The following is a 26,228-nucleotide window of genomic DNA, read 5'->3' on the forward strand; positions in this document are numbered from 1 at the left end:
CACAGTAACGCTAGGCGGCAAACCGTTTCAGGTCCATGGCAGCTTCCCGCAAAAGGGCGAGACAGCACCGGCCTTTACGCTGGTCGGCAAGGATCTGGCCGACGTTTCGCTAAGGAACGCCCACGAAATAACTTCCCGGTTTTATGCTGTTGAATTTGGCAGGATGGTGTAATTCCATGGGGGCAGTAGTGCATCGGCGACGATGCGCAGGGATGCCTTGAGATCAAGCGCCGCTTTCCGTCCGGTTTCGTAGACGCGATCGATAATATCGACGGTGACCTGAAGTCCAGTTCGAGTCTGGGTACGCTCGATCAGTTGTTTGACCAGAGGCACGCTTTCAAATACGACGCCTTCGCAAGCGCGCGTGACATGGGGGAAGACGCGGTGCTCAATCGGATTGTGCTTGGAGCAATACGGCGGGAAGTGGGCGATCCGAATTTCCAGCTTGAGCCGATTGGCAAGCGCTTGCAAGTCCTGCTGAAACAACGGCGAGCGTGAGGGGTTGCTGCCACCGCCATCGCACAGAATCAATATCTTATCGGCATTGGGATGATCGTGACGTCCGTGCAAAGACCACCAACGTTCCACGCTGTCACACGCGAACTGCGTGGTGTCATGACTCGTGCCCAGATTGACATGGGCTTTGTTCAAACCGATGTCGTACAAGCCATGCGGTACGACTTTGCCTTCGCTATAGCTGGGAAAGTCATGATCCAGCACGGCCAGGGTCTCTCGGGTGTAAAGCGTGCCGTTCCGGTAAAAATTGCCGAGCATCTCTTTCTTCTTGGTGTCCATGGAGAGTACGGGCTGACCAGCCGCCAGGTACGCGGCCTTGAGCGCTGTGATGTTTTCAAACTGCGGGTTGCGCTCAGGGTGCTGCTTGAACGACGTCTTCTTCTGCGCCTGACGGCGAACAAAGCCATGCTGCTTCAGCAACTGGCGAACAATCCGGCAACTGACCGGGGTTCCCGTCGCGCTAATGCGCCGGGCAATCTCCGGCTGGCGCAGATGGGTCCAACGAATGGCGTGCTGCGGACAGCCCGCCGTATGCTCTCGAACGACGTCCAGAAACGTCGTCGATAATTCGGGCGTCAGGTCGAGCTTACGCTTCCGCCCACCGCCTTTTTTCGGAGCTTATCCCCCGTCGCCTCTTCCGCTATGTCCAGGTCGGCCAGTCCTTGTCGGATCGTCTTGCTATCGATCTCAAACAACTGCGCGATGTACTGCTGGCCCCCATGCCCCAACTTGTCAGACTCCACCGCCGCGTACCGGCGACGATCCTTTTCCGATAGTCGCCGATAGAATTCCTTCATTCGCCGCTCTACGTCTTCCCGGTAATAGCCCACGCTGCATTCCCTTTGCTGTTTTCAGAACAACCAAGCAAGCAAGTGGCATGCCCGAGCGCACAGTCAAAACGGGAAGTTATTTCGTAGGCGTTCCTAAGCCGTTTTGCCGGCCAGCGCAAGGTTCTCAACATTTTTCCCAGCATCGACACGCCGACCTGCGCCACCTCGGTGCGCAAGTTCAACGAAATGGCAGGGAGGTTGAGCAATACGGTGGTACTCTGCATTTCTGCCGACCTGCCCTTCGCGCAGAGCCGCTTTTGCGGTGCCGAAGGACTGGACCAGGTATTGACTTTGTCCTGCATGCGCGGTCGCGATTTTCTCGAAGCCTACGGCGTGGCCTTGAGCAATGGTCCGCTGGCGGGGCTGGCGGCGCGTGCGGTGCTAGTTCTCGATGCCGACGACCACGTGCTGCACAGCCAGTTGGTTGCCGAAATCAAGGACGAACCCGACTACGCCGCCGCGCTGCAGGCGCTGGCCTGATCCCTGCAACAGGCCAATGTCCGAGACCATCAGCACTGAACCGACCAAACAACGACAAGGTATCCAGTCGATCGAAGTCGGCACGCGCTTGCTGCGGGCGCTGGCGGCCGGCAGGCGGTCGATGATGCTGCGCGACGTCGCCCGTAACGCCGGCATGCCGGCGGCCAAGGCGCACCGCTACCTGGTGAGCTTCATGCGCATGGGGCTGGTCGAACAGGACGCGAATACCGGCCGCTACGATCTCGGAGAGTTTGCGCTCGAACTCGGGCTCGCAAGTCTGGCGCGGCTCGATCCCGTGCGACTGGCAGGGCCAGTGCTCGACGACCTCTGCGAACGTAGTGGTGAAACAGTGGCGCTCGCCATGTGGGGCAATCACGGCGCTACCTGTGTGCGCTGGGTCGAAGCCGGCGGCCCGGTGACGATCACCCTGCGAACCGGCGTCGTGCTGCCGCTGACTTCGTCGGCCACTGGTCTGGCTTTCGCGGCTTTCTATCGTTCGCCGTATCTCAGGAAAATGCTCGACGCCGAAGTGCGGGCGACTGCCGAGGCAAGCAATGCGCAGCCGGCAGCGGTATTCGAAGCGCTCACCGGGCAACTCGACGAAATCCGCAGCCACGGCATCTCGCGCGCTTCGGGCAGCGTCACACCGGGGATCAATGGCTTCAGCGCCCCAGTCTTCGATCACAGCGGACACATGGTCGCCGCGATCACCTCGCTGGGCATCATGGGGAACTTCGACATCGACTGGGACAGCCAGATGGCACGGAATACGCGCGAGGCGGCAGCAACGCTTTCCCGGCGGCTCGGTCACGGCAGCGTCGATGCCATCCATGCAGACGACTCGTGACTGCCGTACGGCCTGCGCCGCCTGCTGTATCGCGCCCTCGATCAGCACGCCGATGCCGGGCCACCCCAGGGGTAAACCGGCCGGCGAGCGCTGCGCAAATCTGAACGAGGCCTGGCGCTGCGGCTTGTGGGGTCGCCCCGAAAGGCCTTCATGCTGCGCCGGGCTACAGCCATCCGGCGAGATGTGCGGAGATGATCGACAACAGGCGATCGCCTGGTTATCGGCACTGGAACGGGCAACCAGACCCTGAGTGCTGGAACGCCGATTGATGTCTCTCCCCTCGAGTCGGTAGATGTCGATGGGGTTCTGGACCAGCTCAGCACCAGCGACCTCAATGTCGTGATCCTCGATGCCTGCCGCAACAACCCGTTCGAACGTCGAGCAAACCGTAGCGTTGGCGCCGCCGGCCTTGCCCAGATGGAGGCACCCAAAGGCAGCCTGATCGCTTATGCTACCGCACCAGGCCGGACAGCGGCCGATGGAGAGGGCCGCAACGGCTTGTATACCCAGGAACTGCTGAAGCAGATCCAGATACCGGGTCTAACCATCGAGCAGGTGTTCAAGAACGTCCGCCGAGAGGTTGCCAAGGCGACTCGCGATACGCAGATCCCCTGGGAAGCGTCATCGCTGACCGGAGACTTCTACTTCCTTCCCGGCACGCGTCAATCCCCGACGGCGACTCCACAGGCCGCGAAGCGCCCGTCGGAAACACCGATTGCCACAAGCACGTCGGCACCAACGCCGACCCCCTCTCTGCCCAGACAAAATGGTGGCGACTCTGCCACAGCCAAGCCGCCCTTGACACCGCCGACCGCTTCACAAACACCAGCAAATACGATCGCCCTGCCCGCCCAACCGAAAGCTGCGGCACCCGAGGTGCAGGCGGAACCCTCGGCGCCACTGCTCAAGCCGGCGAATCAGGAGCCACCATCCGTTGCCGCCACCCAGCCGTCGACGCAAGCGGAAGCGCCCATTGATCTCAAGGAGCAAGTGATCCAAGGGGCGGACTTCAGAGCAAGCGGCAGGCTGTTGCTTGATCGCGCCAGCGGGACGATGAGCGGCGAAGGGGTCATTGAGTGGACGAATGGCGATCGATACGAGGGAACGATGCTTGCCGGCAAGAAACACGGAAAAGGCATCTTCACCTGGAAATCCGGACAGCGCTACGAAGGTGAATGGGTCGATGACAGGATCAATGGCAAGGGAGTGGTGCATTTCACCAATGGTGATCGTTACGAAGGTACGTTCGAGGGCGGTGAGCCGCATGGTACCGGCACCTATACGATGCGCAACGGTGATTACTACACGGGCGCCTGGGTCCATGGCAACAAACACGGTTTCGGTCGCCTGACATGGGCTGCCGGTGACTACTGGGAAGGTGAGTTTCGCGACGGCAAACAGACAGACAACGGCCGGATGCACTCCAGCACAGTGATCGCAGAAAGGATGTCCGAACAAGCGGCAGCATCCGAGAAAGCAGCGCCAAAGAAGAAAGGCAAGTAGCTATCGGCAGCGGAACGGGCAACCCGACCCTGGGTGCTAGAATGCCGCTTTTTGTCGAAAGCCCCCTGTGGACCTGTTGCTCCTGCTGAAAGCGCTGATTCTCGGTTTTGTCGAAGGCTTCACCGAGTTCCTGCCGGTATCATCGACCGGCCACCTGATCCTCGCTGGCGACCTGCTCGATTTCAACGACGAGCGCGGCAAGCTGTTCGAGATCGTCATCCAGTCGGGAGCGATCCTGGCGGTGTGCTGGGAGTATCGAGCGAAGATCTCGCAAGTGCTCCTTGGACTGACCAGGGAACGCGCGGCGCAGCGTTTTGCGCTGAATCTGCTGGTGGCCTTTCTGCCACTGGCGATCATTGGCCTGCTGTTCGGCAAGACGATCAAGGCGCATCTGTTCAACGCGCCGGTGGTGGCCTTGGCTTTCATCGTCGGCGGTTTTTTCATTCTCTGGGCCGAGCGGCGCGAACATCGCATTCGCATCGAATCGGTCGATGATCTGTCGCTGACCGATGCTTTCAAGCTCGGCTGCGCACAGGCATTGGCATTGATCCCCGGCACCTCGCGATCAGGAGCGACGATCATCGGTGGCCTGTTCTTCGGACTGTCGCGCCGTGCAGCAACCGAGTTTTCGTTTTTCCTGGCGATTCCGACGCTGATCATCGCCACCCTCTATCAACTGTACAAGGAACGCGCACTGCTCTCCTTCGACGACCTGGGGATGTGGGTTATCGGTTTTCTGGCCGCCTTTATCTCGGCTTTCTGGGCGGTGCGCGGGCTGTTGCGCTACATCAGCACACACGACTTTTCAATTTTCGCCTGGTACCGCATCGCTTTCGGCCTCATCGTGCTGCTTACCTGGCAGTACAACTGGGTTTCATGGACGAGCGGTTGAAATGGCGAGTGCGAACATTCTCTATCTGCACGGCTTCTGCTCGTCGCCGGCGTCCTGGAAGGCCAGGCTGCTCGGCCAACGTCTGGCTGCCGTCGGTCTCGGCGACCACTTCCTGTGCCCGCAGTTGTCGCCGGTGCCACTGGCGGCGATCGCCAGTGCCGAAGCGCTGTTGGCCGGCAGCGACGGTCCAACGACGCTGGTCGGCAGTTCTCTGGGAGGCTACTACGCGAGCTGGCTGGCTGAAAAGCACGACCTGCGCGCGGTCCTGATCAATCCGGCAGTAATGGCGCCGCTGCTGCTCGACGGGCTGGTCGGCACGCACAGCAACTTCCATACCGGTGAGATCTTCGAGTTCACACCGGCGCACGTCGAACAACTGCGCACACTCGAAACATCGCGTGTTACGGCCGCTCGCTATCTGTTACTGGTCGAAACCGGCGATGAAGTGCTCGACTACCGTCAGGCCGTCGCGCGCTATTCCGGCAGCCGCCAGATCGTTCTGGCAGGAGGCGATCACAGCTTTACGCGCTTCCCTGATCTTGTACCGCAAATCCTTGAATTCTGTGGGTTATAATTGCTGCGATGCATGTTCTATTCGAAGAAGAGGGGGCCTTCAAGGCGGCCACCATTGTGACCGACAACGATACGTCGTTGCAGGTTGAGACTGCCTCCGGCAAGCGCAGCAAAATCAAGTCGGCGAACGTCCTGTTACGTTATGATGAACCGGCTGCGGCGGTTCTGCTCGATCAGGCCGAGGCGCTGGCCGCCGGCATCGAGCCCGATTTTCTCTGGGAGTGTGTCGGTGACGGCGAGTTTTCTTTTTCTGATTTTGCCAACGAGTACTTCGGTCACGCCGCCACGGCACTTGAAGCCACTGCGCTCCTGCTGGCCCTGCATGCAGCGCCGATCTATTTCCATCGCAAGGGCAAAGGTCGTTTCCGCAAGGCTCCGACCGAGATTCTCCAGGCGGCCCTCGCCGGTCTCGAAAGGAAACGCCAGCAAGCCCTGACCATCGAGCGCATGGTTGGAGAACTCAAGGCCCTCTCGCTGCCACCCGAGTTTCTGCCAATTCTCGACCAGTTGCTCTACAAGCCCGACCGCAATCGCGGCGAGACCAAGGCACTCGAAGCGGCGTGCAGTGAAACGGGTCTTTCGGCGGCGCACCTGCTCGAAAAGTGTGGCGGCATCCGCTCGGCACATGACTATCACCTGCAGCATTTCCTGCTCGAACAGTTCCCGCGGGGCACGGCTTTCCCGGCGATGGCCGCGCCGCCACTGCCGGTCGGCCTGCCGCGTGCCGACGTACAGGCATTTTCGATCGACGATGCGACGACGACCGAAATCGACGACGCCTTTTCCTTGCAGACTCTGCCCGGCCTGGGTTGGCGAGTCGGAATTCACATTGCGGCGCCGTCGCTGGGTATCGCGCCGGGGTCGCCACTGGATGACATCGCGCGCAAAAGGCTGTCTACGGTCTACCTGCCCGGTAGCAAGATCACCATGCTGCCGGATACGGTGCTGGACGGCTTCACCCTCTCGAGTGGCCGTGACTGCCCCGCCATTTCCCTATACCTGACGGTGAGCCCCGAGTTCGAGATTACTGCCCACGAGTCGCGCATCGAAATCGTTCCAGTAGTCGCCAACCTCCGCCACCACGACATCGAACCGCTGTTCAACGAGCAGACGATTGCCGATGGTCTGCCCGAGTTCCCTTTCCATGCGGAACTGCTGACCCTCTGGCAGCTCGCCAGTGCCTGCGAAGGCCGGCGCGGCAAGCCTTCGGCGATGCAGGGCAACTTCGACTACCATTTCCGGATCGACGGCGATCTCAGCGATGCCGAGGCGTGCCGGATCGAAATTTCCGCACGCAAACGCGGCAGCCCGCTCGACAAACTGGTCGCCGAGTTGATGATCGTCGCCAACAGCACCTGGGGCGGGCTGCTGGCAGCAAAGAGCGTGCCTGCAATCTATCGCGTGCAGACCGGCGGAAAGGTGCGCATGAGCACCTCGCCGCAGCCGCACGAAGGCCTCGGGGTAAAACAGTACGCGTGGTCTTCGTCGCCGCTGCGCCGCTATGTCGACCTGATCAACCAGTGGCAGTTGATCGCCTGCCTGCGGGAAGAGACGCCGCCTTTCGCTGCTCGTTCGGACACGCTCTTCGCGGCACTGCGCGATTTTGAGCTGACCTACAGCGCCTATGCCGAATTCCAGCGCAACATGGAACGGTACTGGTGTCTGCGCTGGCTTCGCCAACAAGGGATCGACAGTATCGAGGCAACGATCGGCCGCGAGAATCTCGCCAGGCTCGACCATCTGCCTCTGGTATTGCGGGTGCCGTCGGCACCGGAACTCAAATCTGGCCAGCGCATCCGCTTGCGCATCGAGTCGATCGACTATCTGACACTGGCACTCGGCTGCCGCTATCTCGAAACCGTCGCAACGGCCGAGACCAGTGTCGAGAATGCCACCGCAGGGGCACTGGAGACCCTGGAGGCGGTCGATTGAGGTGAGCGCCGGATCGCGTCAAATGTTCGTCCGCTGGTTTGCAGCGCATACTCTGTGGCTGGCGTTCGCGGCATCGCTGCTGCTGCACGGCCTGCTGCTGTCGCTGCACTTCCGCTTCCCGGATGCCTCGCGAGCCTTCAAGGACCGTGCTCTCGACATCATCCTGGTCAATAGCCGTTCAGCCCGCGCGCCTGCCGACGCGCAGGTACAGGCGCAGGCCAATCTCGACAATGGCGGCAATACCGAGCAGAATCGCCGCGCCAGGACGCCCTTGCCGCCGGCCCTCAGACATCAGGAAGGTGACGACCCCGAACACGCGCAAAAGCGCATCCAGGCCATCGAAGCGCATCAGCAGCGGCTGGCGGCACAAAGAGAGAGTCCGACCACGATTGCTCCGAAAGCGGAGAAGGAAGCGCAGCCCGAACCGGTACCCAATGTCAGCGGCCGTGACCTGGCGCAAAGCGCCTTGGCGATGGCACGTCTCGAGGGCGAGATTGCCAAGGAACTCGACGACTACAACAAACGGCCGCGCAAGAGATTCATCGGCACGAGCGCAGTGGAGTACCGCGATGCACAATACCTCGATGAATGGCGGCGCAAGATCGAGCGCGTCGGCACGCTCAATTACCCGGAAGCAGCGCGGGGCAAACTGTACGGCAACTTGGTCATGACGGTGACTCTCAGGAGCGACGGTACGGTCGCCGGAATCGAGATCAACCGTTCGTCCGGGCACCAGATTCTCGACGACGCGGCGCGGCGGATCGTCGCCATGGCCGCACCGTTCGCCGAATTCCCACCCGCCATCCGGCACGATACCGACATTCTGACGTTTACCCGCACCTTCAACTTCACCCAGCGCGACAGCCTGGAGACCAAGGGGGCGAAGCGATGAGCGACCGTTACTGCGTGTTCGGAAACCCGGTTGGTCACAGCAAATCGCCGGCCATCCACGCGGCCTTCGCTGCGCAGTGTCGCCAGGATCTCAGCTACGAGGCGATTCTCGTGCCCAAGAGCGGCTTTGCCGACAGCGTCCAGCATTTTGTCGCCAGCGGCGGTCGTGGCGCCAACGTCACGGTGCCGTTCAAGGAAGAAGCCTGTCGTCTGGCGACGCGCCTCACTGCCCGCGCCGGGATCGCCGGCGCCGTCAATACGCTACTTTTCAATGGTCCCGAGATGCTCGGTGACAACACCGATGGCGCGGGCCTGCTGCGTGATCTCACCGTCAACCTGGCCTGCCGCATCACTGGACAACGGCTACTCGTCCTCGGTGCCGGCGGTGCCGCGCGTGGCGTCGTCGCCCCCCTGCTCGACGCCGCACCGGCGACGCTGGTGATCGCCAACCGCAGCGCCGCCAGGGCGCACGACCTTGCACAGCGCTTTGCCGGCACGACTGTGCTCTGCGCTTGCGCTTACCCGGAACTCGCCGGCCAATCCTTCGACCTGGTGATCAACGCCACTTCGGCAAGCTTGGCAGGCGAACTGCCGCCGCTGCCCACGTGCGTATTCGCGCCCGGCAGCCTCGCTTACGACATGATGTATGGCCAGGACGATACGCCATTCCTCGCCTTTGCCAGGGGTCAGGGTGCGGCGCGCGTCGCCGATGGTCTTGGCATGCTCGTCGAACAGGCGGCGGAAGCTTTCCAGCTCTGGCGAGGGCTGCGCCCAGAGAGTGCTCCGGTGATGCGCATGCTGCGCAGCGTGGCTGCGAAGGTCGTCGCAACCCGATGAGGTTCGTGCTGTGGGCGAAGCGGCTGCTTCTCGGCTGCATCGCACTGCTGCTGCTCTACCAGTTCTGGCTATTTGGCTGGGTTCTGTGGTGGAACTGGGTCAACCCCGACACCACACGCTTCATGAACATTCGCCTCGATGAGTTGCGGGTCAAGGATCCGCAGGCGCAACTGCAGAAGCAATGGATCGGCTACGAGCGCATCTCGACGAACCTCAAGCGTGCGATCATCGCTGCCGAAGACGCCAAGTTCGTCGACCATGAGGGCTTCGACTGGGAAGGCATCCAGCACGCACTCGAAAAGAATCAGCAAAAGGGGCGTGTCATCGCTGGTGGCTCGACGATCTCGCAACAACTCGCCAAGAATCTCTTTCTGACACCCGCCAAGACGCCCTGGCGCAAGGCTGAAGAGGCGGTCATCACGCTGATGCTGGAGACCGTATGGAGCAAGCAGCGGATCCTTGAGGTCTACCTCAACGTCATCGAGTGGGGCAACGGCGTTTTCGGCGCCGAAGCCGCTGCGCGTCATTACTACGGAGTCCCGGCCGCGCAGCTCGCGCCCGAGCAGGCCGCCCGGCTGGCTGGAATGGTTCCCAGTCCGCGCTACTACGACCGCAACCGCAACGCCCCGGGATTGGCAAGAAAAACCGCAATCATCCTGGCACGCATGCGCTCTGCCGATCTCCCATGAGGCGCCGAAGCGTGACGAAACCCGTTCTGCCGGTAAGCTGGCGAGCGATCGGCAAGCCTGCGATACTAGCGGTATTTCTGCATACCGAGCCTGTGACTTTTTCCTGGCGGTCAATCAAGGAGTGATCACCCCATGAAGCTTCGTACCATTTTTCTGCTGCTCATCCTCGGCGCCATCGGGGCATTTTCTCTGCTCAACTGGAATGCATTCATCACCCCGACGACGGTTTCCCTTGGCCTTGCTGAAGTTCAGGCACCGCTGGGAGCGATCATGCTCGGCATGGTGGTGTTTCTCACCGCTTTCTTCCTCGTCTTCGTGGTTTACATGCAAGCCTCGGCGATCTTCGACTCCCGGCGCCACGCCCAGGAGCTGCAGGTCAACCGCGAACTGGCCGACAAGGCCGAGGCCTCACGCTTCACCGAATTGCGTAGCTTCCTCGAGGTCGAGCTGCAGAAACTGGGCAGCCACAGCAGCCCTGGAACGTCGACAAACGATCAGGCCGTTCTGGCCAGACTCGATCGGTTGGAGAAGGAACTGCTGATCGCCGTCGAGCAGTCCGGTAACAGCCTCGCCGCCTGTATCGGCGAACTTGAGGATCGGCTCGAAAGAAGCGCACTGCCGTCCCGTCAGCAGGGTAATTCCTGAGTATTTCAACGAGCACCCGGCACAGTGTCATCGCTGAACGGTCGTAGCGCATCAAGCGAAGGATTCAGTCTATCTGACCCGGGAAAGCCGAAAGCCCTCGCCGCTAAGGAGCGGGAGGGCTTTGGGGGGAAGGGGAGCCTGGCGGTGACCTACTTTCACACATGAAGTATGCACTATCATCGGCGTACCTTCGTTTCACGGTCCTGTTCGGGATGGGAAGGGGTGGGTCCAAAGGGCTATGGCCGCCAAGCATGAGGGGTACGCACGCCGGGGTGAGCGGGTGCGGAGGAAGAAGGGGTGGTGATTGGGGGGACGAATGGGAGTTGCTGCTCAAGGTTATAGGATCAAGCCTCACGGGCAATTAGTACTGGTTAGCTGAACGCATTGCTGCGCTTCCACACCCAGCCTATCAACGTGGTGGTCTACCACGACCCTTCAGGGGGATCAAGTCCCCGGGGAAATCTCATCTTAAGGCGAGTTTCACGCTTAGATGCTTTCAGCGTTTATCTCTTCCGAACATAGCTACCCGGCGATACGACTGGCGTCATAACCGGTACACCAGAGGTTCGTCCACTCCGGTCCTCTCGTACTAGGAGCAGCCCCCTTCAAATTTCCAGCGCCCACGGCAGATAGGGACCAAACTGTCTCACGACGTTTTAAACCCAGCTCACGTACCACTTTAAATGGCGAACAGCCATACCCTTGGGACCGACTACAGCCCCAGGATGTGATGAGCCGACATCGAGGTGCCAAACACCGCCGTCGATATGAACTCTTGGGCGGTATTAGCCTGTTATCCCCAGAGTACCTTTTATCCGTTGAGCGATGGCCCTTCCATACAGAACCACCGGATCACTATGACCTACTTTCGTACCTGCTCGACGTGTGGGTCTCGCAGTCAAGCACGCTTTTGCCATTGCACTATTAGCACGATGTCCGACCGTACCTAGCGTACCTTCGTACTCCTCCGTTACACTTTAGGAGGAGACCGCCCCAGTCAAACTGCCTACCATGCACGGTCCCAGACCCGGATTCACGGGCCGTGGTTAGAACCTCAAACAAACCAGGGTGGTATTTCAAGGTTGGCTCCACCCGGACTAGCGTCCCGGTTTCACAGCCTCCCACCTATCCTACACAAGTCGGTTCAAAGTCCAATGCAAAGCTACAGTAAAGGTTCATGGGGTCTTTCCGTCTAACCGCGGGGAGATTGCATCTTCACAACCATTTCAACTTCGCTGAGTCTCAGGAGGAGACAGTGTGGCCATCGTTACGCCATTCGTGCAGGTCGGAACTTACCCGACAAGGAATTTCGCTACCTTAGGACCGTTATAGTTACGGCCGCCGTTTACCGGGGCTTCGATCAAGAGCTTGCACCCCATCACTTAACCTTCCGGCACCGGGCAGGCGTCACACCCTATACGTCCACTTTCGTGTTTGCAGAGTGCTGTGTTTTTATTAAACAGTCGCAGCCACCAGTTCACTGCAACCCTTTCAGCCTTCACCCGCGAGGGGCTACAACCTATCAGGGCGCACCTTCTCCCGAAGTTACGGTGCAAATTTGCCGAGTTCCTTCTCCTGAGTTCTCTCAAGCGCCTGAGAATTTTCATCCTGCCCACCTGTGTCGGTTTGCGGTACGGTCTCTGGATAACTGAAGCTTAGAGGCTTTTCTTGGAAGCAGGGTATCAATCACTTCGCGGCCGAAGCCACTCGTTATCACGCCTCGACATTGATCTCCCGGATTTGCCTAAGAGACCTGCCTACACGCTTGAACCGGGACGTCCAACACCCGGCTGACCTAACCTTCTCCGTCCCCCCATCGCATTACCAAGAGGTACAGGAATATTGACCTGTTTCCCATCGACTACGCTTTTCAGCCTCGCCTTAGGGGCCGACTCACCCTGCGCCGATGAACGTTGCGCAGGAAACCTGGGGCTTTCGGCGAGGGAGCTTTTCACTCCCTTTATCGCTACTCATGTCAGCATTCGCACTTCTGATACCTCCAGCATCCTTCTCAAGACACCTTCATCGGCTTACAGAACGCTCTCCTACCATATCCTTGCGGATATCCGCGATTTCGGTGCATAGTTTGAGCCCCGTTACATCTTCCGCGCAGGACGACTCGACCAGTGAGCTATTACGCTTTCTTTAAAGGATGGCTGCTTCTAAGCCAACCTCCTGGCTGTCTAAGCCTTCCCACCTCGTTTCCCACTTAACTATGGCTTGGGGACCTTAATCGGCGGTCTGGGTTGTTTCCCTCTTGACACCGGACGTTAGCACCCGATGTCTGTCTCCCAAGCTGCACTCGACGGTATTCTGAGTTTGCAATGGTTTGGTAAGTCGCGATGACCCCCTAGCCATAACAGTGCTTTACCCCCGTCGGTGATACTTGAGGCACTACCTAAATAGTTTTCGGAGAGAACCAGCTATTTCCAAGTTTGTTTAGCCTTTCACCCCTATCCACAGCTCATCCCCTAATTTTTCAACATTAGTGGGTTCGGACCTCCAGTGCGTGTTACCGCACCTTCATCCTGGCCATGGATAGATCACTTGGTTTCGGGTCTACGTCCAGCAACTATCGCCCTTATCAGACTCGGTTTCCCTACGCCTCCCCTATTCGGTTAAGCTCGCTACTGAACGTAAGTCGCTGACCCATTATACAAAAGGTACGCAGTCACCCCACGAAGGGGCTCCCACTGTTTGTATGCATGCGGTTTCAGGATCTATTTCACTCCCCTCCCGGGGTTCTTTTCGCCTTTCCCTCACGGTACTGGTTCACTATCGGTCGATTACGAGTATTTAGCCTTGGAGGATGGGCCCCCCATATTCAGACAGGATTTCTCGTGCCCCGCCCTACTTGTCGCAAGCTTAGTACCACGATCGGGTTTTCGCGTACGGGGCTGTCACCCACTACGGCGCCACTTTCCAGAGGCTTCCGCTAACGCCATCGCTATCACTTGCAGGCTGTTCCCATTTCGCTCGCCACTACTTTGGGAATCTCGGTTGATTTCTTTTCCTCCGGCTACTTAGATGTTTCAGTTCGCCGGGTTCGCTTCCTCACGCCTATGGATTCAGCGTGGGATACTCCTTGCGGAGTGGGTTTCCCCATTCGGACATCTCTGGATCAAAGCTTCATTGCCAGCTCCCCAGAGCTTTTCGCAGGCTTGTACGTCCTTCTTCGCCTGTAATCGCCAAGGCATCCACCACATGCACTTATTCGCTTGATCCTATAACCTTGAGCTCTCTTGCGAGACTCACGTTACAGGCAACTCTTTCGTGCTCCCCCTGCCTGCAGGGGGGTTGATGCAATCACCACCGTATTGCCGACTCCCAATCCCTTGGGAAATCCGCAATACAACCTTCTTCCAGTTTGTTAAAGAGCACATACCCGGTAACGGGTCAGGCCTGCAGGGTCAACCACCCCGCAGGCCTGACACTTCACCTCGGCAGTATTGGTGGAGGATGACGGGATCGAACCGACGACCCCCTGCTTGCAAAGCAGGTGCTCTCCCAGCTGAGCTAATCCCCCGCTGATCGGCTACCCGCACCGCTCCAGCTTCACGCCGCATCGGGTCCATCCCGGCCTGCGCACCTCGCAGGCCTGCCGTCGATCCGCTGGTGGGTCTGGTTGGAATCGAACCAACGACCCTCGCCTTATCAAGACGATGCTCTAACCGACTGAGCTACAGACCCCTGCGCTTGTGCCGCTTGCGACAACCGATAGGTTGTGAGCTCTCGATCCAGTTTTTCTCTAGAAAGGAGGTGATCCAGCCGCAGGTTCCCCTACGGCTACCTTGTTACGACTTCACCCCAGTCACGAACCCTGCCGTGGTAATCGCCCTCCTTGCGGTTAGGCTAACTACTTCTGGCAGAACCCGCTCCCATGGTGTGACGGGCGGTGTGTACAAGACCCGGGAACGTATTCACCGCGACATGCTGATCCGCGATTACTAGCGATTCCGACTTCACGCAGTCGAGTTGCAGACTGCGATCCGGACTACGATCGGCTTTCTGAGATTGGCTCCCCCTCGCGGGTTGGCAACCCTCTGAACCGACCATTGTATGACGTGTGAAGCCCTACCCATAAGGGCCATGAGGACTTGACGTCATCCCCACCTTCCTCCGGTTTGTCACCGGCAGTCTCATTAAAGTGCCCAACTCAATGATGGCAATTAATGACAAGGGTTGCGCTCGTTGCGGGACTTAACCCAACATCTCACGACACGAGCTGACGACAGCCATGCAGCACCTGTGTTCAGGCTCTCTTTCGAGCACTCCCAAATCTCTTCGGGATTCCTGACATGTCAAGGGTAGGTAAGGTTTTTCGCGTTGCATCGAATTAATCCACATCATCCACCGCTTGTGCGGGTCCCCGTCAATTCCTTTGAGTTTTAGCCTTGCGGCCGTACTCCCCAGGCGGTCAACTTCACGCGTTAGCTACGGCACTAAAAGGTTTAACCCTCCCAACACCTAGTTGACATCGTTTAGGGCGTGGACTACCAGGGTATCTAATCCTGTTTGCTCCCCACGCTTTCGTGCATGAGCGTCAGTATTGGCCCAGGGGGCTGCCTTCGCCATCGGTGTTCCTCCACATCTCTACGCATTTCACTGCTACACGTGGAATTCCACCCCCCTCTGCCAAACTCCAGCTGGGCAGTCTCAAATGCAGTTCCCAGGTTGAGCCCGGGGATTTCACATCTGACTTATCCAACCGCCTGCGCACGCTTTACGCCCAGTAATTCCGATTAACGCTCGCACCCTACGTATTACCGCGGCTGCTGGCACGTAGTTAGCCGGTGCTTCTTCTCCAGGTACCGTCATCTACACAGGGTATTATCCCGTGCAATTTCTTCCCCACCGAAAGAGCTTTACAACCCGAAGGCCTTCTTCACTCACGCGGCATGGCTGGATCAGGCTTGCGCCCATTGTCCAAAATTCCCCACTGCTGCCTCCCGTAGGAGTCTGGGCCGTGTCTCAGTCCCAGTGTGGCGGATCATCCTCTCAGACCCGCTACGGATCGTCGCCTTGGTAGGCCTTTACCCCACCAACTAGCTAATCCGACATCGGCCGCTCCTCGAACGCAAGGTCTTGCGATCCCCTGCTTTCCTGCTCACAGAATATGCGGTATTAGCGTAACTTTCGCTACGTTATCCCCCATTCCAGGGCACGTTCCGATGCTTTACTCACCCGTCCGCCACTCGCCACCAGAGTGTTACCACCCCGTGCTGCCGTTCGACTTGCATGTGTAAGGCATGCCGCCAGCGTTTAATCTGAGCCAGGATCAAACTCTTCAGTTCAATTCCTAAAACTCTCGCTTGACGTCTACTCCATCAACCAGGATTCCTCCCAATCAATGGCTTTTCCATCTGTGCGAGTCCTTCTTATCCTTTATCCATCCGCTTGCGCAGATCTTCCCAGATCAAGAACCCACACCTATCGGTTGTCCAATTTTTAAAGAGCTGGTTGCGGGGACAGGATTTGAACCTGTGACCTTCGGGTTATGAGCCCGACGAGCTGCCAGACTGCTCCACCCCGCGACCGTTGGGGTGTTCAATTAAGTGCCCCCATAAATTCTTCACAAGTTAGCAGGAAGGAGCCGGCTGGTGCTTCCTACCGAGTCGAAACTGCCGTGCTGCGAAGAGGAAGCATTCTATCAGCGGTCCATCTGCCAGTCAACACACTCCATCGAAAAATTCGGGATATGACCTGCCACAACTCGCAGGCTGACGGGGCAGCATGAATGCGCATCACCCGCGCACCAACGAGGTCTGCCAGTTGTTCATTGGGCGATCCCGGGTCTCAGCTCAGCATCGAGGCAAGGAAATCGAGATGGAAGTTCCCGCCCACAAAGCCCGCCATTCCTGAGGCCAGGCCTACACCCGCGAACACCAGTGCAAACCAGATCAACCATCTACGGCGCGTCAAAGCGGCGATACCCAGTACTGCCAGCGCGACGGTGATCCCGGCTTCGGCAATGTCGAACTGATCGTCGTGATAATTCAAGCGATCGTATTCTTGTTCGTAGCCCTCCGCCTGCTTCTTGATTTCTTCCTTCTCGCTTTCGTACCGAGCCACCTTCTCGCGGTAGAACGCAATTTTCTTGTCGAGCAGGGTTGCGGCCTCCTGCGTCAACGGGCTTTCAAGCTCGCGCTCGAAGGTGAGCTGATCGAGCATGGTCTCGGCGAGACTCTGTTTGGTACTCTTGGCCTGGAAATAAGCCCAAGCGTTTACGCTCCTCGCCTGCGCCTGCGCCATCGCCTGAACGATGTTCCCGTCCTTGACGTTGAACAGCGCCATCAGCGTCGCCAGAATCGCCACCAGCAAAGCAATGACTTTGTTGAGCCGGTCGGAATCCTGTCCGGACTTGTCCACCACTTCGCCAATCGCGTCCTTGATATCAGCCATTTCACCATCCTCCTCGCAAATTTGAACAATTCAGGAAAAGCCGCCAAACGGCATCCGTCTGCCACAGTCCGCCAGCATCGTCCTGCGAGTTTGCCGGGCCTCGCTTGCCATTGCAAGAAAGCGGGACCATTCTTCTCCGGACAATCACCCCAAGGGCCTTGAAATTCCCGCTGCCTGCCCCTATTATTAGCACTCGTTAGCGGTGAGTGCTAATATTTTTACTCCTGAGTCTTGTATCCATGACTGCAGGATCTGATAGTCGATGTTTGTTTAATTTGCTTAACCCAAGGAGAAGCTGCATGAAGATTCGTCCGTTGCATGATCGCGTGATCGTCAAACGTCTTGAAGAGGAGCGCAGGACCGCCTCCGGTATCGTCATCCCGGATACAGCCGCTGAAAAGCCTGACCAAGGTGAAATTCGCGCCGTTGGCAATGGCAAGATTCTTGATGACGGAAGCGTCCGCGCCCTCGCGGTGAAGGTTGGCGACCGGGTTCTGTTTGGCAAATACGCCGGCCAGACCGTCAAGGTCGAAGGAGAGGAACTGCTGGTCATGCGGGAAGAGGACATCATGGGCGTCATCGAAGCGTAGCCTGGCAATCTGGCAGCGTTGAGCCCACCCTTTGCTACACCACTTTCCTGTTCCGATTCAAATCATTAAAGAATTCTAGGAGTTATCTCTATGGCAGCTAAAGACGTCAAGTTTGGCGATAGCGCACGCGCTCGCATGGTCGAAGGCGTAAACATTCTTGCCGACGCGGTCAAGATCACGCTCGGCCCGAAAGGCCGCAATGTTGTTCTGGAGCGCTCATACGGCTCTCCAACCGTTACCAAGGATGGGGTCTCGGTCGCCAAGGAAATCGAACTGAAGGACAAGTTCGCCAATATGGGCGCCCAGATGCTCAAGGAAGTTGCCTCCAAGACTTCCGACATCGCTGGTGACGGAACCACGACCGCTACCGTTCTGGCCCAGTCAATCGTTCGCGAAGGCATGAAGTACGTTGCTGCGGGCATGAACCCGATGGACCTCAAGCGCGGTATCGACAAGGCTGTCGTGGCCACCGTCGACGAACTGAAAAACCTCTCGAAGCCCTGTTCGACCAGCAAGGAGATTGCTCAGGTCGGCGCGATCTCGGCCAACGCCGATGCGGACATCGGAGACATCATTGCCAGGGCGATGGACAAGGTTGGCAAGGAAGGGGTGATCACCGTCGAAGACGGCAAATCCCTGAACAACGAACTCGACGTCGTCGAGGGCATGCAGTTCGATCGTGGCTACCTGAGCCCCTACTTCATCAACAACAACGAGAAGCAGAATGCGATCCTCGAAAACCCGTATATCCTGATCTTCGACAAGAAAATCTCGAACATCCGTGATTTGCTGCCGATTCTTGAACAGGTCGCCAAGTCCAGCCGCCCGCTGTTGATCGTCGCCGAAGATGTCGATGGAGAAGCGCTCGCCACCCTGGTCGTTAACAATATCCGCGGCATCCTCAAAACTTGCGCCGTCAAGGCGCCAGGCTTTGGTGACCGCCGCAAGGCGATGCTCGAAGACATTGCGATCCTGAGCGGCGGCCAGGTGATTGCAGAAGAAGTCGGCCTGACCCTGGAGAAAGCCACCCTGGCCGACCTCGGCCAGGCCAAGCGCATCGAAATCGGGAAGGAAAACACCACGATCATCGACGGCGCCGGAGTCAGCGGCAACATCGAGGCACGCGTCAAGCAGATTCGTGCGCAGATCGAGACCGCCACCAGCGACTACGACAAGGAGAAGCTGCAGGAGCGGGTCGCCAAACTCGCAGGTGGCGTTGCCTTGATCAAGGTTGGTGCCGCTACCGAAGTCGAGATGAAGGAGAAGAAGGCACGCGTCGAGGACGCGTTACACGCCACTCGTGCCGCGGTCGAAGAAGGAATCGTTCCTGGCGGCGGCGTCGCCCTGCTGCGTGCCCGTGTGGCGCTCGCGTCGCTCAAGGGCGACAACCACGACCAGGACGCCGGTATCAAAATCGTTTTGCGCGCGATGGAGCAGCCGCTGCGCGAGATCGTCGCCAACGCTGGCGACGAACCCTCTGTAGTGGTCAATGCCGTGCTTCAGGGTACTGGCAATTTCGGCTACAACGCCGCCACTGGTGAGTACGGCGACCTGGTTGAAATGGGTGTTCTCGATCCGACCAAGGTCACGCGCACGGCACTGCAAAACGCAGCATCGATCGCCGGCTTGATGCTCACCACGGACTGCCTGGTCGCCGAGCTGGCTGAGGAAAAGCCGCCCATGGGCGGCGCCGGTATGGGCGGTATGGGCGGTATGGGCGGCATGGGTGGTATGGACATGTAATGTCCGCAGGAGCCATGCCCATTCAAAAAGAAACCCCGCTTCGGCGGGGTTTCTTTTGAAGTGGAGACGATTAGCGTTCCTTGCTCTCCAACGCCGATTGGTTGATATCAATCTTGTAGCGCAGGCGCAACCCGGCGAGGTAGGCAGCGAAATCCTCTTGGCCAAGGATCGTGCTGTACTCGCGCTGCAAGGCCTTGCGCCGGTTGTCGTCAACCTTTGCCGGATGACTGACCGTCATGATCTTGTAAAGCATGTAGTTCCCATCGCCCACATCAGCACCCACGTAGGCTGGCAGCTTATGGACGTCGGCTCGAAAAATTGCCTTCAGCGCCGCTGCCGGTAGCTGGCGATCATCCTGTCGGGAAACTTTCCTCACCGACACCCAGGCAAGCTTGTCTTCCGTCGCTCCCTGCTGCAACTCGCGGAGTTTGGACTCGCCCGCTGCACGGGCCAGTGCCGCTTCTTTCTCAACCTTGAGCAATGCTTCAATATCAGTCTTGACGGTCGCCAGGGGCTTCGTGGTCGCTGGCCGGTATTCAATCACCCGTGCCGCCAGGAGGGTGTTTGGAGCAATCTCGACCACTTCGGTATTACGTTTGTTTTTCAGCGATTCTTCCGAAAAAACCGAGGCGAGAACCTTCTGGTTGCCGAGCTGGCCCAGGCCAGTCAATAAATCCGGGGATGGGTTGCGCGGCAACCAGCCGGATTGCTGGATTTTCAGTTTGAATTTCTCCGCGGCCGGCTGCAGGCTGTCCGGCTGCTCATAGACCATGTTGCTGAAGGCCTCGGCGGCTTCAGCAAACTGTCGCGAAGCCGTTTGCCGCCGCAGCTCATCTTCGATCTCCGGGCGCACGTCAGCAAGCAAACGCTGCTTGCCCGGCTTGATCCCTGTCAGCCTGATGATGTGAAAACCGAATTCGGACTGTACCAGACCGGAAAGTTCATTCTCCCGCAGTTTGAACACCGTATCCTCAAACGGCTTGACCATCATACCGCGGCCAAAAAAACCAAGATCGCCCCCTTTTTCGGCAGATCCAGGGTCCTGTGAATATTGTCTGGCCAGCTCGGCAAATCTTGCCGGCGACTTCTGGGCCTCCATCAGCACCTCTTCTGCCCTGGCCCGGGCTTTTTCCTGGTCCACATCACCGCCAGTCAGGATCAGGATATGACTTGCTCGCCTCTCTTCAGCCTGTTGGTAACGATCCTTGTGGCTCTCGTACCAGGCTGCCACTTCGCCATCGCCGGGCTTGAGCTGCGCCAGCAATCCTTCCAGAGACAGGACCAGGTACTCGACCTTGGCCTGTTCCGTCACTTCAAAGCGCTTCAGGTTCTGTTCATAGTATTTCTCGATGTCCGGCGCAGTAATGTTCACCTGACCTGCAAACTGCTCCGGAGCGATTCGCCACTCGGCAATCTGTCGCTCTTCGGCCTGTATGCGCAGCAGTTTGTCGATCACCGTGCTGCTAGCAATGCCGGAATCTCCCAGTGCACCGACCAATTGCTGCAGTGTGAGATCCTGTCGAAGCTGTGCCTCGAACTGCGCTTGCGACATGCCTTGGGCGGCAAGCGCCGTCTGATAGCGGGACATCGAAAATTGACCGTTTTCCTGCAAGGCAGGAATTTTGCTGATGACTTCCCGAAGCAGTTCATCACCGGCACCAAGCCGTCCCTTTGCCGTCTCGAGAAGCAAAAGGCGCTGATCCACCAGCGAATTGAGAACTGCAAGCTTTGCTGCCGGGGTATTCATCAACTCTGGACGAAAACTGGCACCCAACACCTGCCGCATGCGGTCCTGCTGAGCTCGCCAAGCCTGGTCGAACTGCGGCATGGTAATCTTGGAGTCACCAACACTGGCCAGATCGGCACCCGCCCCGGTGTTGCGTACGTAGGAGTCGACGCCCCAGAAGGCAAAGGGCAAAGTGATCAAGGCAAGGAATATCTGGACAACTCTCTTGTTGTTGCGAACAGCGTCAAAGAACATGAGGGTGGCTCGCTAACTCACTGGATTGAAGCGAAAAAGAAAAAAGGCGAACTTGCGTTCGCCTTTCGGCAGTGGCGGAGTGGACGGGGCTCGAACCCGCGACCCCCGGCGTGACAGGCCGGTATTCTAACCAACTGAACTACCACTCCCAAATGCTCTGCAACACCGCTCTCCCTGGTGGGTGCTGACGGGCTCGAACCGCCGACATCCAGCTTGTAAGGCTAGCGCTCTACCAACTGAGCTAAGCACCCGTCGTGTGACCAAAGCATGAGTTTCTCAGTCTACCGTATCCGTCACGACTTGGCCAGACCGAAACCAGCATCTCGCGATGGATCAAGTACGCAAGACAAGCCGGCAAGCGCGCTTCCCGACCTGCCCGACACGGCTCAATGCGTGATGACGGTGGAAACACTCTCCGGAGCAGGCGCTACAACCGGTGGGGTGGCAAGCTCCTCGGTCGACACAGGCTCGGGTTTGTGCTCAAGCGCATGCTCGAGCACCTGATCAATCCACCTGACCGGAATGATTTCCAGTTTGTTCTTGATGTTGTCTGGAATCTCGGCCAGATCCCTGACGTTTTCCTCCGGAATCAACACCCTTGCCAGGCCGCCACGTACGGCTGCCAGAAGTTTCTCCTTGAGTCCGCCAATCGGCAAGACCTCGCCACGCAGAGTTATTTCGCCCGTCATCGCGACATCGCAACAGACCGGGATGCCCGTGAGGACGGAAACCAGCGCCGTGCAAATCCCGACACCCGCTGACGGCCCATCTTTCGGGATAGCTCCTTCCGGAAGGTGGATATGAATATCGCTCTTCTGATAGAAATCATGATCAATACCGAGTGACTGCGCGCGCTTGCGCACCACTGACAGCGCCGCCTGGACCGACTCCTGCATGACCTCGCCGAGCTTGCCGGTAGTGGTGGTCTTGCCCTTGCCCGGCAGGACCACCGACTCGATGGTCAGCAGTTCGCCACCGACTTCGGTCCATGCCAGACCCGTCACCTGGCCCACCTGGTTTTCGCGCTCGGCGACACCGTAGTTGAAACGACGCACACCCAGGAATTTGTCGAGATTGCGCACACTGACGGCAACCTTCCCCTGGCTTTTTCTGAGCAGCAGCGTCTTCACCACCTTGCGACAGATCTTGGAAATGTCGCGTTCAAGCGATCGAACGCCCGCCTCGCGCGTGTAGTAGCGAACGATGTCGCGCAGTGCGCTTTCCGCCACCGTCAATTCGGTGATCTTCAGGCCATTGTTCTTCATCTGTTTCGGCACCAGATAGCGCTGGGCGATGTTGACCTTTTCGTCTTCCGTATAACCGGACAGCCGGATCACTTCCATACGATCGAGCAAAGGCGCCGGGATGTTCAGCGTATTGGCCGTGGCAACGAACATCACTTCCGAGAGATCGTACTCGACTTCAACATAGTGATCGACGAAAGTCGAATTCTGCTCGGGATCAAGGACTTCGAGCAGCGCCGAACTTGGATCGCCCCGGAAGTCCTGGCCCATCTTGTCGACTTCGTCGAGCAGGAAAAGCGGATTCTTGACACCGATCTTGCTCATGTTCTGCAGAATCTTGCCCGGCATCGAGCCAATATAGGTCCGGCGATGACCGCGGATTTCCGCCTCGTCGCGTACGCCGCCGAGACTCATGCGAACGAATTTGCGGCCGGTCGCACGTGCGATCGACTGTCCAAGCGAGGTCTTGCCGACACCAGGTGGACCAACCAGGCAGAGAATCGGCGCCTTCAGGCGTTCGACCCGCTGTTGCACGGCAAGATACTCGATGATACGTTCCTTGACCTTTTCCAGACCCCAGTGATCGGTGTCGAGGATCTTGCCGGCTGCTGCGAGATCCTTACTGATGCGTGTCCGCTTGCGCCACGGCAGACCGATCAGCGTCTCGATGAAATTACGTACCACCGTCGCTTCTGCCGACATCGGCGACATCAACCGGAGTTTCCTGAATTCCGCGAGCGCCTTGGCAAGTCCCTCCTTGCTCATTCCGGCAGTCTTGATCTTCTTGTCCAGTTCCTCCATGTCGGCGCCTTCTTCACCTTCACCGAGTTCCTTCTGGATCGCTTTCACCTGCTCGTTGAGGTAATACTCGCGCTGACTCTTCTCCATTTGGCGCTTGACGCGACCACGGATGCGTTTCTCGACCTGCAGAATGTCGATCTCGGATTCGAGTTGTGCCAGCAGACGCTCGATACGTCCGCGGATATCGAACATTTCGAGAACTTCCTGCTTCTGCTCGAGCTTCAGGGGCAAATGTGCGGCAATGGTATCGGCAAGACGCCCCGCATCCTCGATGCCCGCGATCGAGGTCAGGATCTCCGGCGGGATTTTCTTGTTGAGCTTGACGTACTGATCGAATTGCGCGATCACTGCACGGCGCAAGGCCTCGACCTCATGATTGAGGCCCTCGTCAGCAAGCACCGGGCGAGCGCCCGCGAAAAACATTTCCTCGCGCGCGTCGATGGCCTCCAGACGCGCGCGTTGTGCCCCTTCGACCAGTACCTTCACGGTACCGTCCGGCAGCTTCAACATTTGCAGGATATTGGCCACACAACCAACACCATATAGATCATCGGCTTCCGGATCGTCCTTGACCGCCGATTTCTGGGCCACGAGGAGAATGCTCTTGCCGGTCTCCATGGCCACTTCGAGCGCCTTGATCGACTTCGGGCGCCCGACAAACAGTGGAATCACCATATGCGGAAATACCACAACATCGCGCAGAGGCAGCAGTGGTAGTTCGACTGGCTCGGCAGACAGCTTGGGGGTTGCAGACATCGATTGTGCCCTTTAGGTAAGAGTTCAAGCCCCGAGATGGTGGCAAGAACCTGTATTTCAAGCCGCGCGGGGGGCGGCCAGCACATTAGTTGCCGCCAGACACCTTCGGTTGATCCGCATAGATCAGGATGGGCCGCGCGTCGCCGACGATCACGTTCTCGTCGATAATCACTTCTGAGACATTCTCCATTCCGGGAAGTTCGTACATGGTGTCCAGCAATACCGACTCGAGAATCGAACGCAGGCCGCGTGCCCCGGTCTTGCGCTCCAGTGCTTTCTTGGCAATGGCCAGCATCGCCGCAGGACGGATTTCGAGCGCCACCCCTTCCATCGCGAACAGCTTCTGATACTGCTTCACCAGCGCATTCTTGGGTTCGACCAGGATTTGCACCAGCGCCGTCGTCGACAGCTCCTCTAGCGTGGCAAGCACTGGCAAGCGCCCGATCAGTTCCGGGATCAGGCCGAACTTGATCAGGTCCTCGGGTTCGACGCTGCGCAGCACCTCACCGATCGCTTTCTTGTTGTCCTTGCTCTTCACTTCGGCGCCAAAACCGATACCGCCACGTTCCGAGCGATTGCGAATGACTTTTTCAAGACCGTCGAAGGCACCGCCACAGACGAACAGGATATTGGTGGTATCCACCTGCACGAAGTCCTGATTCGGGTGCTTCCGCCCACCCTGTGGCGGGACAGAAGCCACCGTACCCTCGATCAGCTTGAGCAGCGCCTGTTGCACGCCTTCGCCCGAGACATCACGGGTAATCGACGGATTATCGGACTTGCGTGAAATCTTGTCGATTTCGTCAATGTAGACAATACCGCGCTGTGCCTTCTCGGTATCGTAGTCTGCCTTCTGAAGCAACTTCTGAATGATGTTCTCGACATCCTCACCAACGTAGCCGGCTTCGGTAAGCGTCGTCGCATCAGCCATCACGAAGGGCACGTCGAGCATGCGCGCCAGCGTCTGCGCCAGCAGCGTCTTGCCCGATCCGGTGGGACCGATGAGCAGGATGTTGCTCTTGGCGAGCTCAATCTCGTCCCTGCTCTTGCCGACGTGACGCAGCCTCTTGTAGTGGTTATAAACGGCCACCGACAGGATTCGTTTGGCCGGCTCCTGGCCGATCACATACTGATCGAGGAGCGCCGAGATTTCCCTGGGTGTCGGCAGATCGCTGCCTGCACCCTTGCCACCCGGCTCGCCGGTGACTTCGTCGCGAACGATATCGTTGCAAAGCTCGATGCATTCATCACAGATGAATACCGATGGCCCGGCAATGAGTTTCTTCACCTCATGCTGGCTCTTGCCGCAGAACGAGCAGTACAGGAGTTTTTCAGTGCCACTCTTCTTTTCCGTCATATCGACCTACCTCACTTTCAAGCCTTATGTAGGCTGCCCGGATGCGAAATCAAATCGCTTCCCGATTGGTCAGCACCTTGTCGATCAGACCGTATTCTGCCGCTTCCTGCGCTGAAAGGAAATTGTCGCGATCGGTATCGCGTTCAATTCTCTCAATCGCCTGGCCCGTGTGATGAGCCATCAGGTCATTGAGTTTGGCGCGCAGGGAAAGGATTTCCTTGGCGTGAATCGCGATGTCCGACGCCTGCCCCTGAAACCCCCCCATGGGCTGATGGATCATCACGCGCGAATTGGGCAGGGCAAAACGCTTGCCGTGGGCACCCGCCGCGAGCAGAAAAGCCCCCATCGAACAGGCCTGCCCCATACACAGGGTCGACACGTCGGGCTTGATGAACTGCATGGTGTCGTAGACAGAGAGGCCAGCCGACACCGCGCCACCCGGCGAATTGATATAGAAATGGATATCCTTGTCCGGATTCTCGGCTTCCAGAAAGAGAAGCTGCGCCACCACCAGATTCGCGGTCACGTCATTGACCGGGCCAACCAGGAAAATCACCCTTTCCTTGAGCAGTCGCGAGTAGATGTCATATGCCCGTTCGCCACGACCGCTCTGCTCAATCACCATCGGGACCAGGCCCAGCGCTTGCGGATTCCAGTTGCTTGAGTCAAAGTCAATGCCCATTTCGCTTCCTCTACTTGGAGAATCGTGCGTATTCAGG

Annotated in this window: 18 protein-coding genes, 5 tRNA genes, 3 rRNA genes and 1 pseudogene; 12 read left to right on the forward strand and 15 right to left on the reverse strand. The window is 58.4% G+C overall.

Going from position 1 to position 26,228, the window contains the following annotated elements:
* Window positions 1-141: 141 nt before the first annotated feature.
* Together V5B59_RS05620 and V5B59_RS05625 are read right to left on the reverse strand one after the other, a co-directional pair.
* Window positions 142-1,095: an ISAzo13 family transposase gene (locus V5B59_RS05620; RefSeq protein WP_332352159.1), complete on the reverse strand. Its 954-nt coding sequence runs from the start codon at window positions 1,093-1,095 to the stop codon at window positions 142-144.
* The gene (locus V5B59_RS05625) at window positions 1,092-1,313 is read right to left on the reverse strand and encodes a hypothetical protein (protein ID WP_248594609.1); all 222 of its coding nucleotides are present in this window, start codon (window positions 1,311-1,313) and stop codon (window positions 1,092-1,094) included. The genes V5B59_RS05620 and V5B59_RS05625 overlap by 4 nt, the downstream gene beginning before the upstream one ends.
* 126 nt (window positions 1,314-1,439) lie before the next feature.
* Between V5B59_RS05625 and tpx the strand changes: the two are divergent.
* From tpx to V5B59_RS05680, 10 genes and pseudogenes are all read left to right on the forward strand, one after another.
* A pseudogene (gene tpx / locus V5B59_RS05630) lies at window positions 1,440-1,826 on the forward strand (thiol peroxidase); the annotation flags it as partial.
* 16 nt (window positions 1,827-1,842) lie between these two features.
* Window positions 1,843-2,673, forward strand: a complete 831-nt coding sequence (locus V5B59_RS05635) for an IclR family transcriptional regulator (protein ID WP_288131073.1) — start codon at window positions 1,843-1,845, stop codon at window positions 2,671-2,673.
* 264 nt (window positions 2,674-2,937) lie between these two features.
* Window positions 2,938-4,176 (forward strand): caspase family protein, encoded by a 1,239-nt coding sequence (locus tag V5B59_RS05645; RefSeq protein ID WP_288131092.1) that lies wholly within the window; start codon window positions 2,938-2,940, stop codon window positions 4,174-4,176.
* A 67-nt stretch (window positions 4,177-4,243) separates the two neighbouring features.
* Window positions 4,244-5,068: an undecaprenyl-diphosphate phosphatase gene (locus tag V5B59_RS05650; RefSeq protein ID WP_332351682.1), complete on the forward strand. Its 825-nt coding sequence runs from the start codon at window positions 4,244-4,246 to the stop codon at window positions 5,066-5,068.
* 1 nt (window position 5,069) lies between these two features.
* Window positions 5,070-5,642: a YqiA/YcfP family alpha/beta fold hydrolase gene (locus tag V5B59_RS05655; protein WP_034919824.1), complete on the forward strand. Its 573-nt coding sequence runs from the start codon at window positions 5,070-5,072 to the stop codon at window positions 5,640-5,642.
* 8 nt (window positions 5,643-5,650) lie between these two features.
* Complete coding sequence (locus tag V5B59_RS05660; RefSeq protein WP_332351683.1) at window positions 5,651-7,573, forward strand: ribonuclease catalytic domain-containing protein; 1,923 nt, start codon at window positions 5,651-5,653, stop codon at window positions 7,571-7,573.
* 22 nt (window positions 7,574-7,595) lie between these two features.
* Window positions 7,596-8,465: an energy transducer TonB gene (locus V5B59_RS05665; RefSeq protein WP_332351684.1), complete on the forward strand. Its 870-nt coding sequence runs from the start codon at window positions 7,596-7,598 to the stop codon at window positions 8,463-8,465.
* A complete protein-coding gene (aroE, locus tag V5B59_RS05670; RefSeq protein WP_034919819.1) occupies window positions 8,462-9,301 on the forward strand; it encodes a shikimate dehydrogenase in 840 nt (279 codons plus the stop codon). Before V5B59_RS05665 ends, aroE begins: the two co-directional genes overlap by 4 nt.
* On the forward strand, window positions 9,298-9,990 hold the full coding sequence (gene mtgA, locus V5B59_RS05675) for a monofunctional biosynthetic peptidoglycan transglycosylase (protein WP_034919817.1): 693 nt from the start codon (window positions 9,298-9,300) through the stop codon (window positions 9,988-9,990). The genes aroE and mtgA overlap by 4 nt, the downstream gene beginning before the upstream one ends.
* A gap of 132 nt (window positions 9,991-10,122) precedes the next feature.
* Entirely contained in the window at window positions 10,123-10,635 is a 513-nt protein-coding gene (locus tag V5B59_RS05680; protein WP_034919815.1) for a hypothetical protein, read from the forward strand.
* Window positions 10,636-10,771: 136 nt separating this feature from the next.
* Here the strand turns inward: V5B59_RS05680 and rrf are convergent.
* From rrf to V5B59_RS05715, 7 genes are all read right to left on the reverse strand, one after another.
* Window positions 10,772-10,885 (reverse strand): 5S ribosomal RNA (rrf, locus tag V5B59_RS05685).
* 90 nt (window positions 10,886-10,975) lie between these two features.
* Window positions 10,976-13,859: ribosomal RNA gene (locus V5B59_RS05690) — 23S ribosomal RNA — on the reverse strand.
* Between the two features lie 226 nt (window positions 13,860-14,085).
* Window positions 14,086-14,161, reverse strand: a tRNA-Ala gene (locus V5B59_RS05695).
* A gap of 87 nt (window positions 14,162-14,248) precedes the next feature.
* Window positions 14,249-14,325, reverse strand: a tRNA-Ile gene (locus V5B59_RS05700).
* A 62-nt stretch (window positions 14,326-14,387) separates the two neighbouring features.
* Window positions 14,388-15,929 (reverse strand): 16S ribosomal RNA (locus V5B59_RS05705).
* The 16S, 23S and 5S rRNA genes sit together here with 3 tRNA genes alongside, the layout of an rRNA operon.
* Window positions 15,930-16,092: 163 nt before the next feature.
* A tRNA-Met gene (locus V5B59_RS05710) sits at window positions 16,093-16,169 on the reverse strand.
* 262 nt (window positions 16,170-16,431) lie between these two features.
* Entirely contained in the window at window positions 16,432-17,037 is a 606-nt protein-coding gene (locus V5B59_RS05715) for a DUF4337 domain-containing protein (RefSeq protein WP_034910162.1), read from the reverse strand.
* A gap of 299 nt (window positions 17,038-17,336) precedes the next feature.
* Here V5B59_RS05715 and groES point away from each other — a divergent pair, with 299 nt between their 5' ends.
* Both groES and groL read left to right on the forward strand, forming a co-directional pair.
* On the forward strand, window positions 17,337-17,627 hold the full coding sequence (gene groES, locus V5B59_RS05720; protein WP_169070151.1) for a co-chaperone GroES: 291 nt from the start codon (window positions 17,337-17,339) through the stop codon (window positions 17,625-17,627).
* 90 nt (window positions 17,628-17,717) lie between these two features.
* Complete coding sequence (groL, locus tag V5B59_RS05725) at window positions 17,718-19,370, forward strand: chaperonin GroEL (RefSeq protein WP_169070150.1); 1,653 nt, start codon at window positions 17,718-17,720, stop codon at window positions 19,368-19,370.
* A gap of 70 nt (window positions 19,371-19,440) precedes the next feature.
* Here the strand turns inward: groL and V5B59_RS05730 are convergent, their stop codons facing one another.
* From V5B59_RS05730 to clpP, 6 genes are all read right to left on the reverse strand, one after another.
* The gene (locus tag V5B59_RS05730) at window positions 19,441-21,351 is read right to left on the reverse strand and encodes a SurA N-terminal domain-containing protein (protein WP_034910825.1); all 1,911 of its coding nucleotides are present in this window, start codon (window positions 21,349-21,351) and stop codon (window positions 19,441-19,443) included.
* Between the two features lie 72 nt (window positions 21,352-21,423).
* Window positions 21,424-21,500: transfer RNA gene (locus V5B59_RS05735), tRNA-Asp, on the reverse strand.
* A gap of 26 nt (window positions 21,501-21,526) precedes the next feature.
* Window positions 21,527-21,602, reverse strand: a tRNA-Val gene (locus V5B59_RS05740).
* 135 nt (window positions 21,603-21,737) lie between these two features.
* Window positions 21,738-24,152 carry an endopeptidase La gene (lon, locus tag V5B59_RS05745; RefSeq protein ID WP_169070149.1) on the reverse strand — a complete coding sequence of 805 codons (2,415 nt, stop codon included), beginning with the start codon at window positions 24,150-24,152 and terminating at the stop codon, window positions 21,738-21,740.
* 85 nt (window positions 24,153-24,237) lie between these two features.
* Entirely contained in the window at window positions 24,238-25,509 is a 1,272-nt protein-coding gene (gene clpX / locus V5B59_RS05750; protein ID WP_169070148.1) for an ATP-dependent Clp protease ATP-binding subunit ClpX, read from the reverse strand.
* Window positions 25,510-25,558: 49 nt separating this feature from the next.
* On the reverse strand, window positions 25,559-26,191 hold the full coding sequence (clpP, locus tag V5B59_RS05755; RefSeq protein WP_034913801.1) for an ATP-dependent Clp endopeptidase proteolytic subunit ClpP: 633 nt from the start codon (window positions 26,189-26,191) through the stop codon (window positions 25,559-25,561).
* Window positions 26,192-26,228 lie beyond the last annotated feature (37 nt).

Origin of the sequence: Candidatus Accumulibacter contiguus (assembly GCF_036625285.1) — a bacterium.
GTDB lineage: Bacteria > Pseudomonadota > Gammaproteobacteria > Burkholderiales > Rhodocyclaceae > Accumulibacter > Accumulibacter contiguus.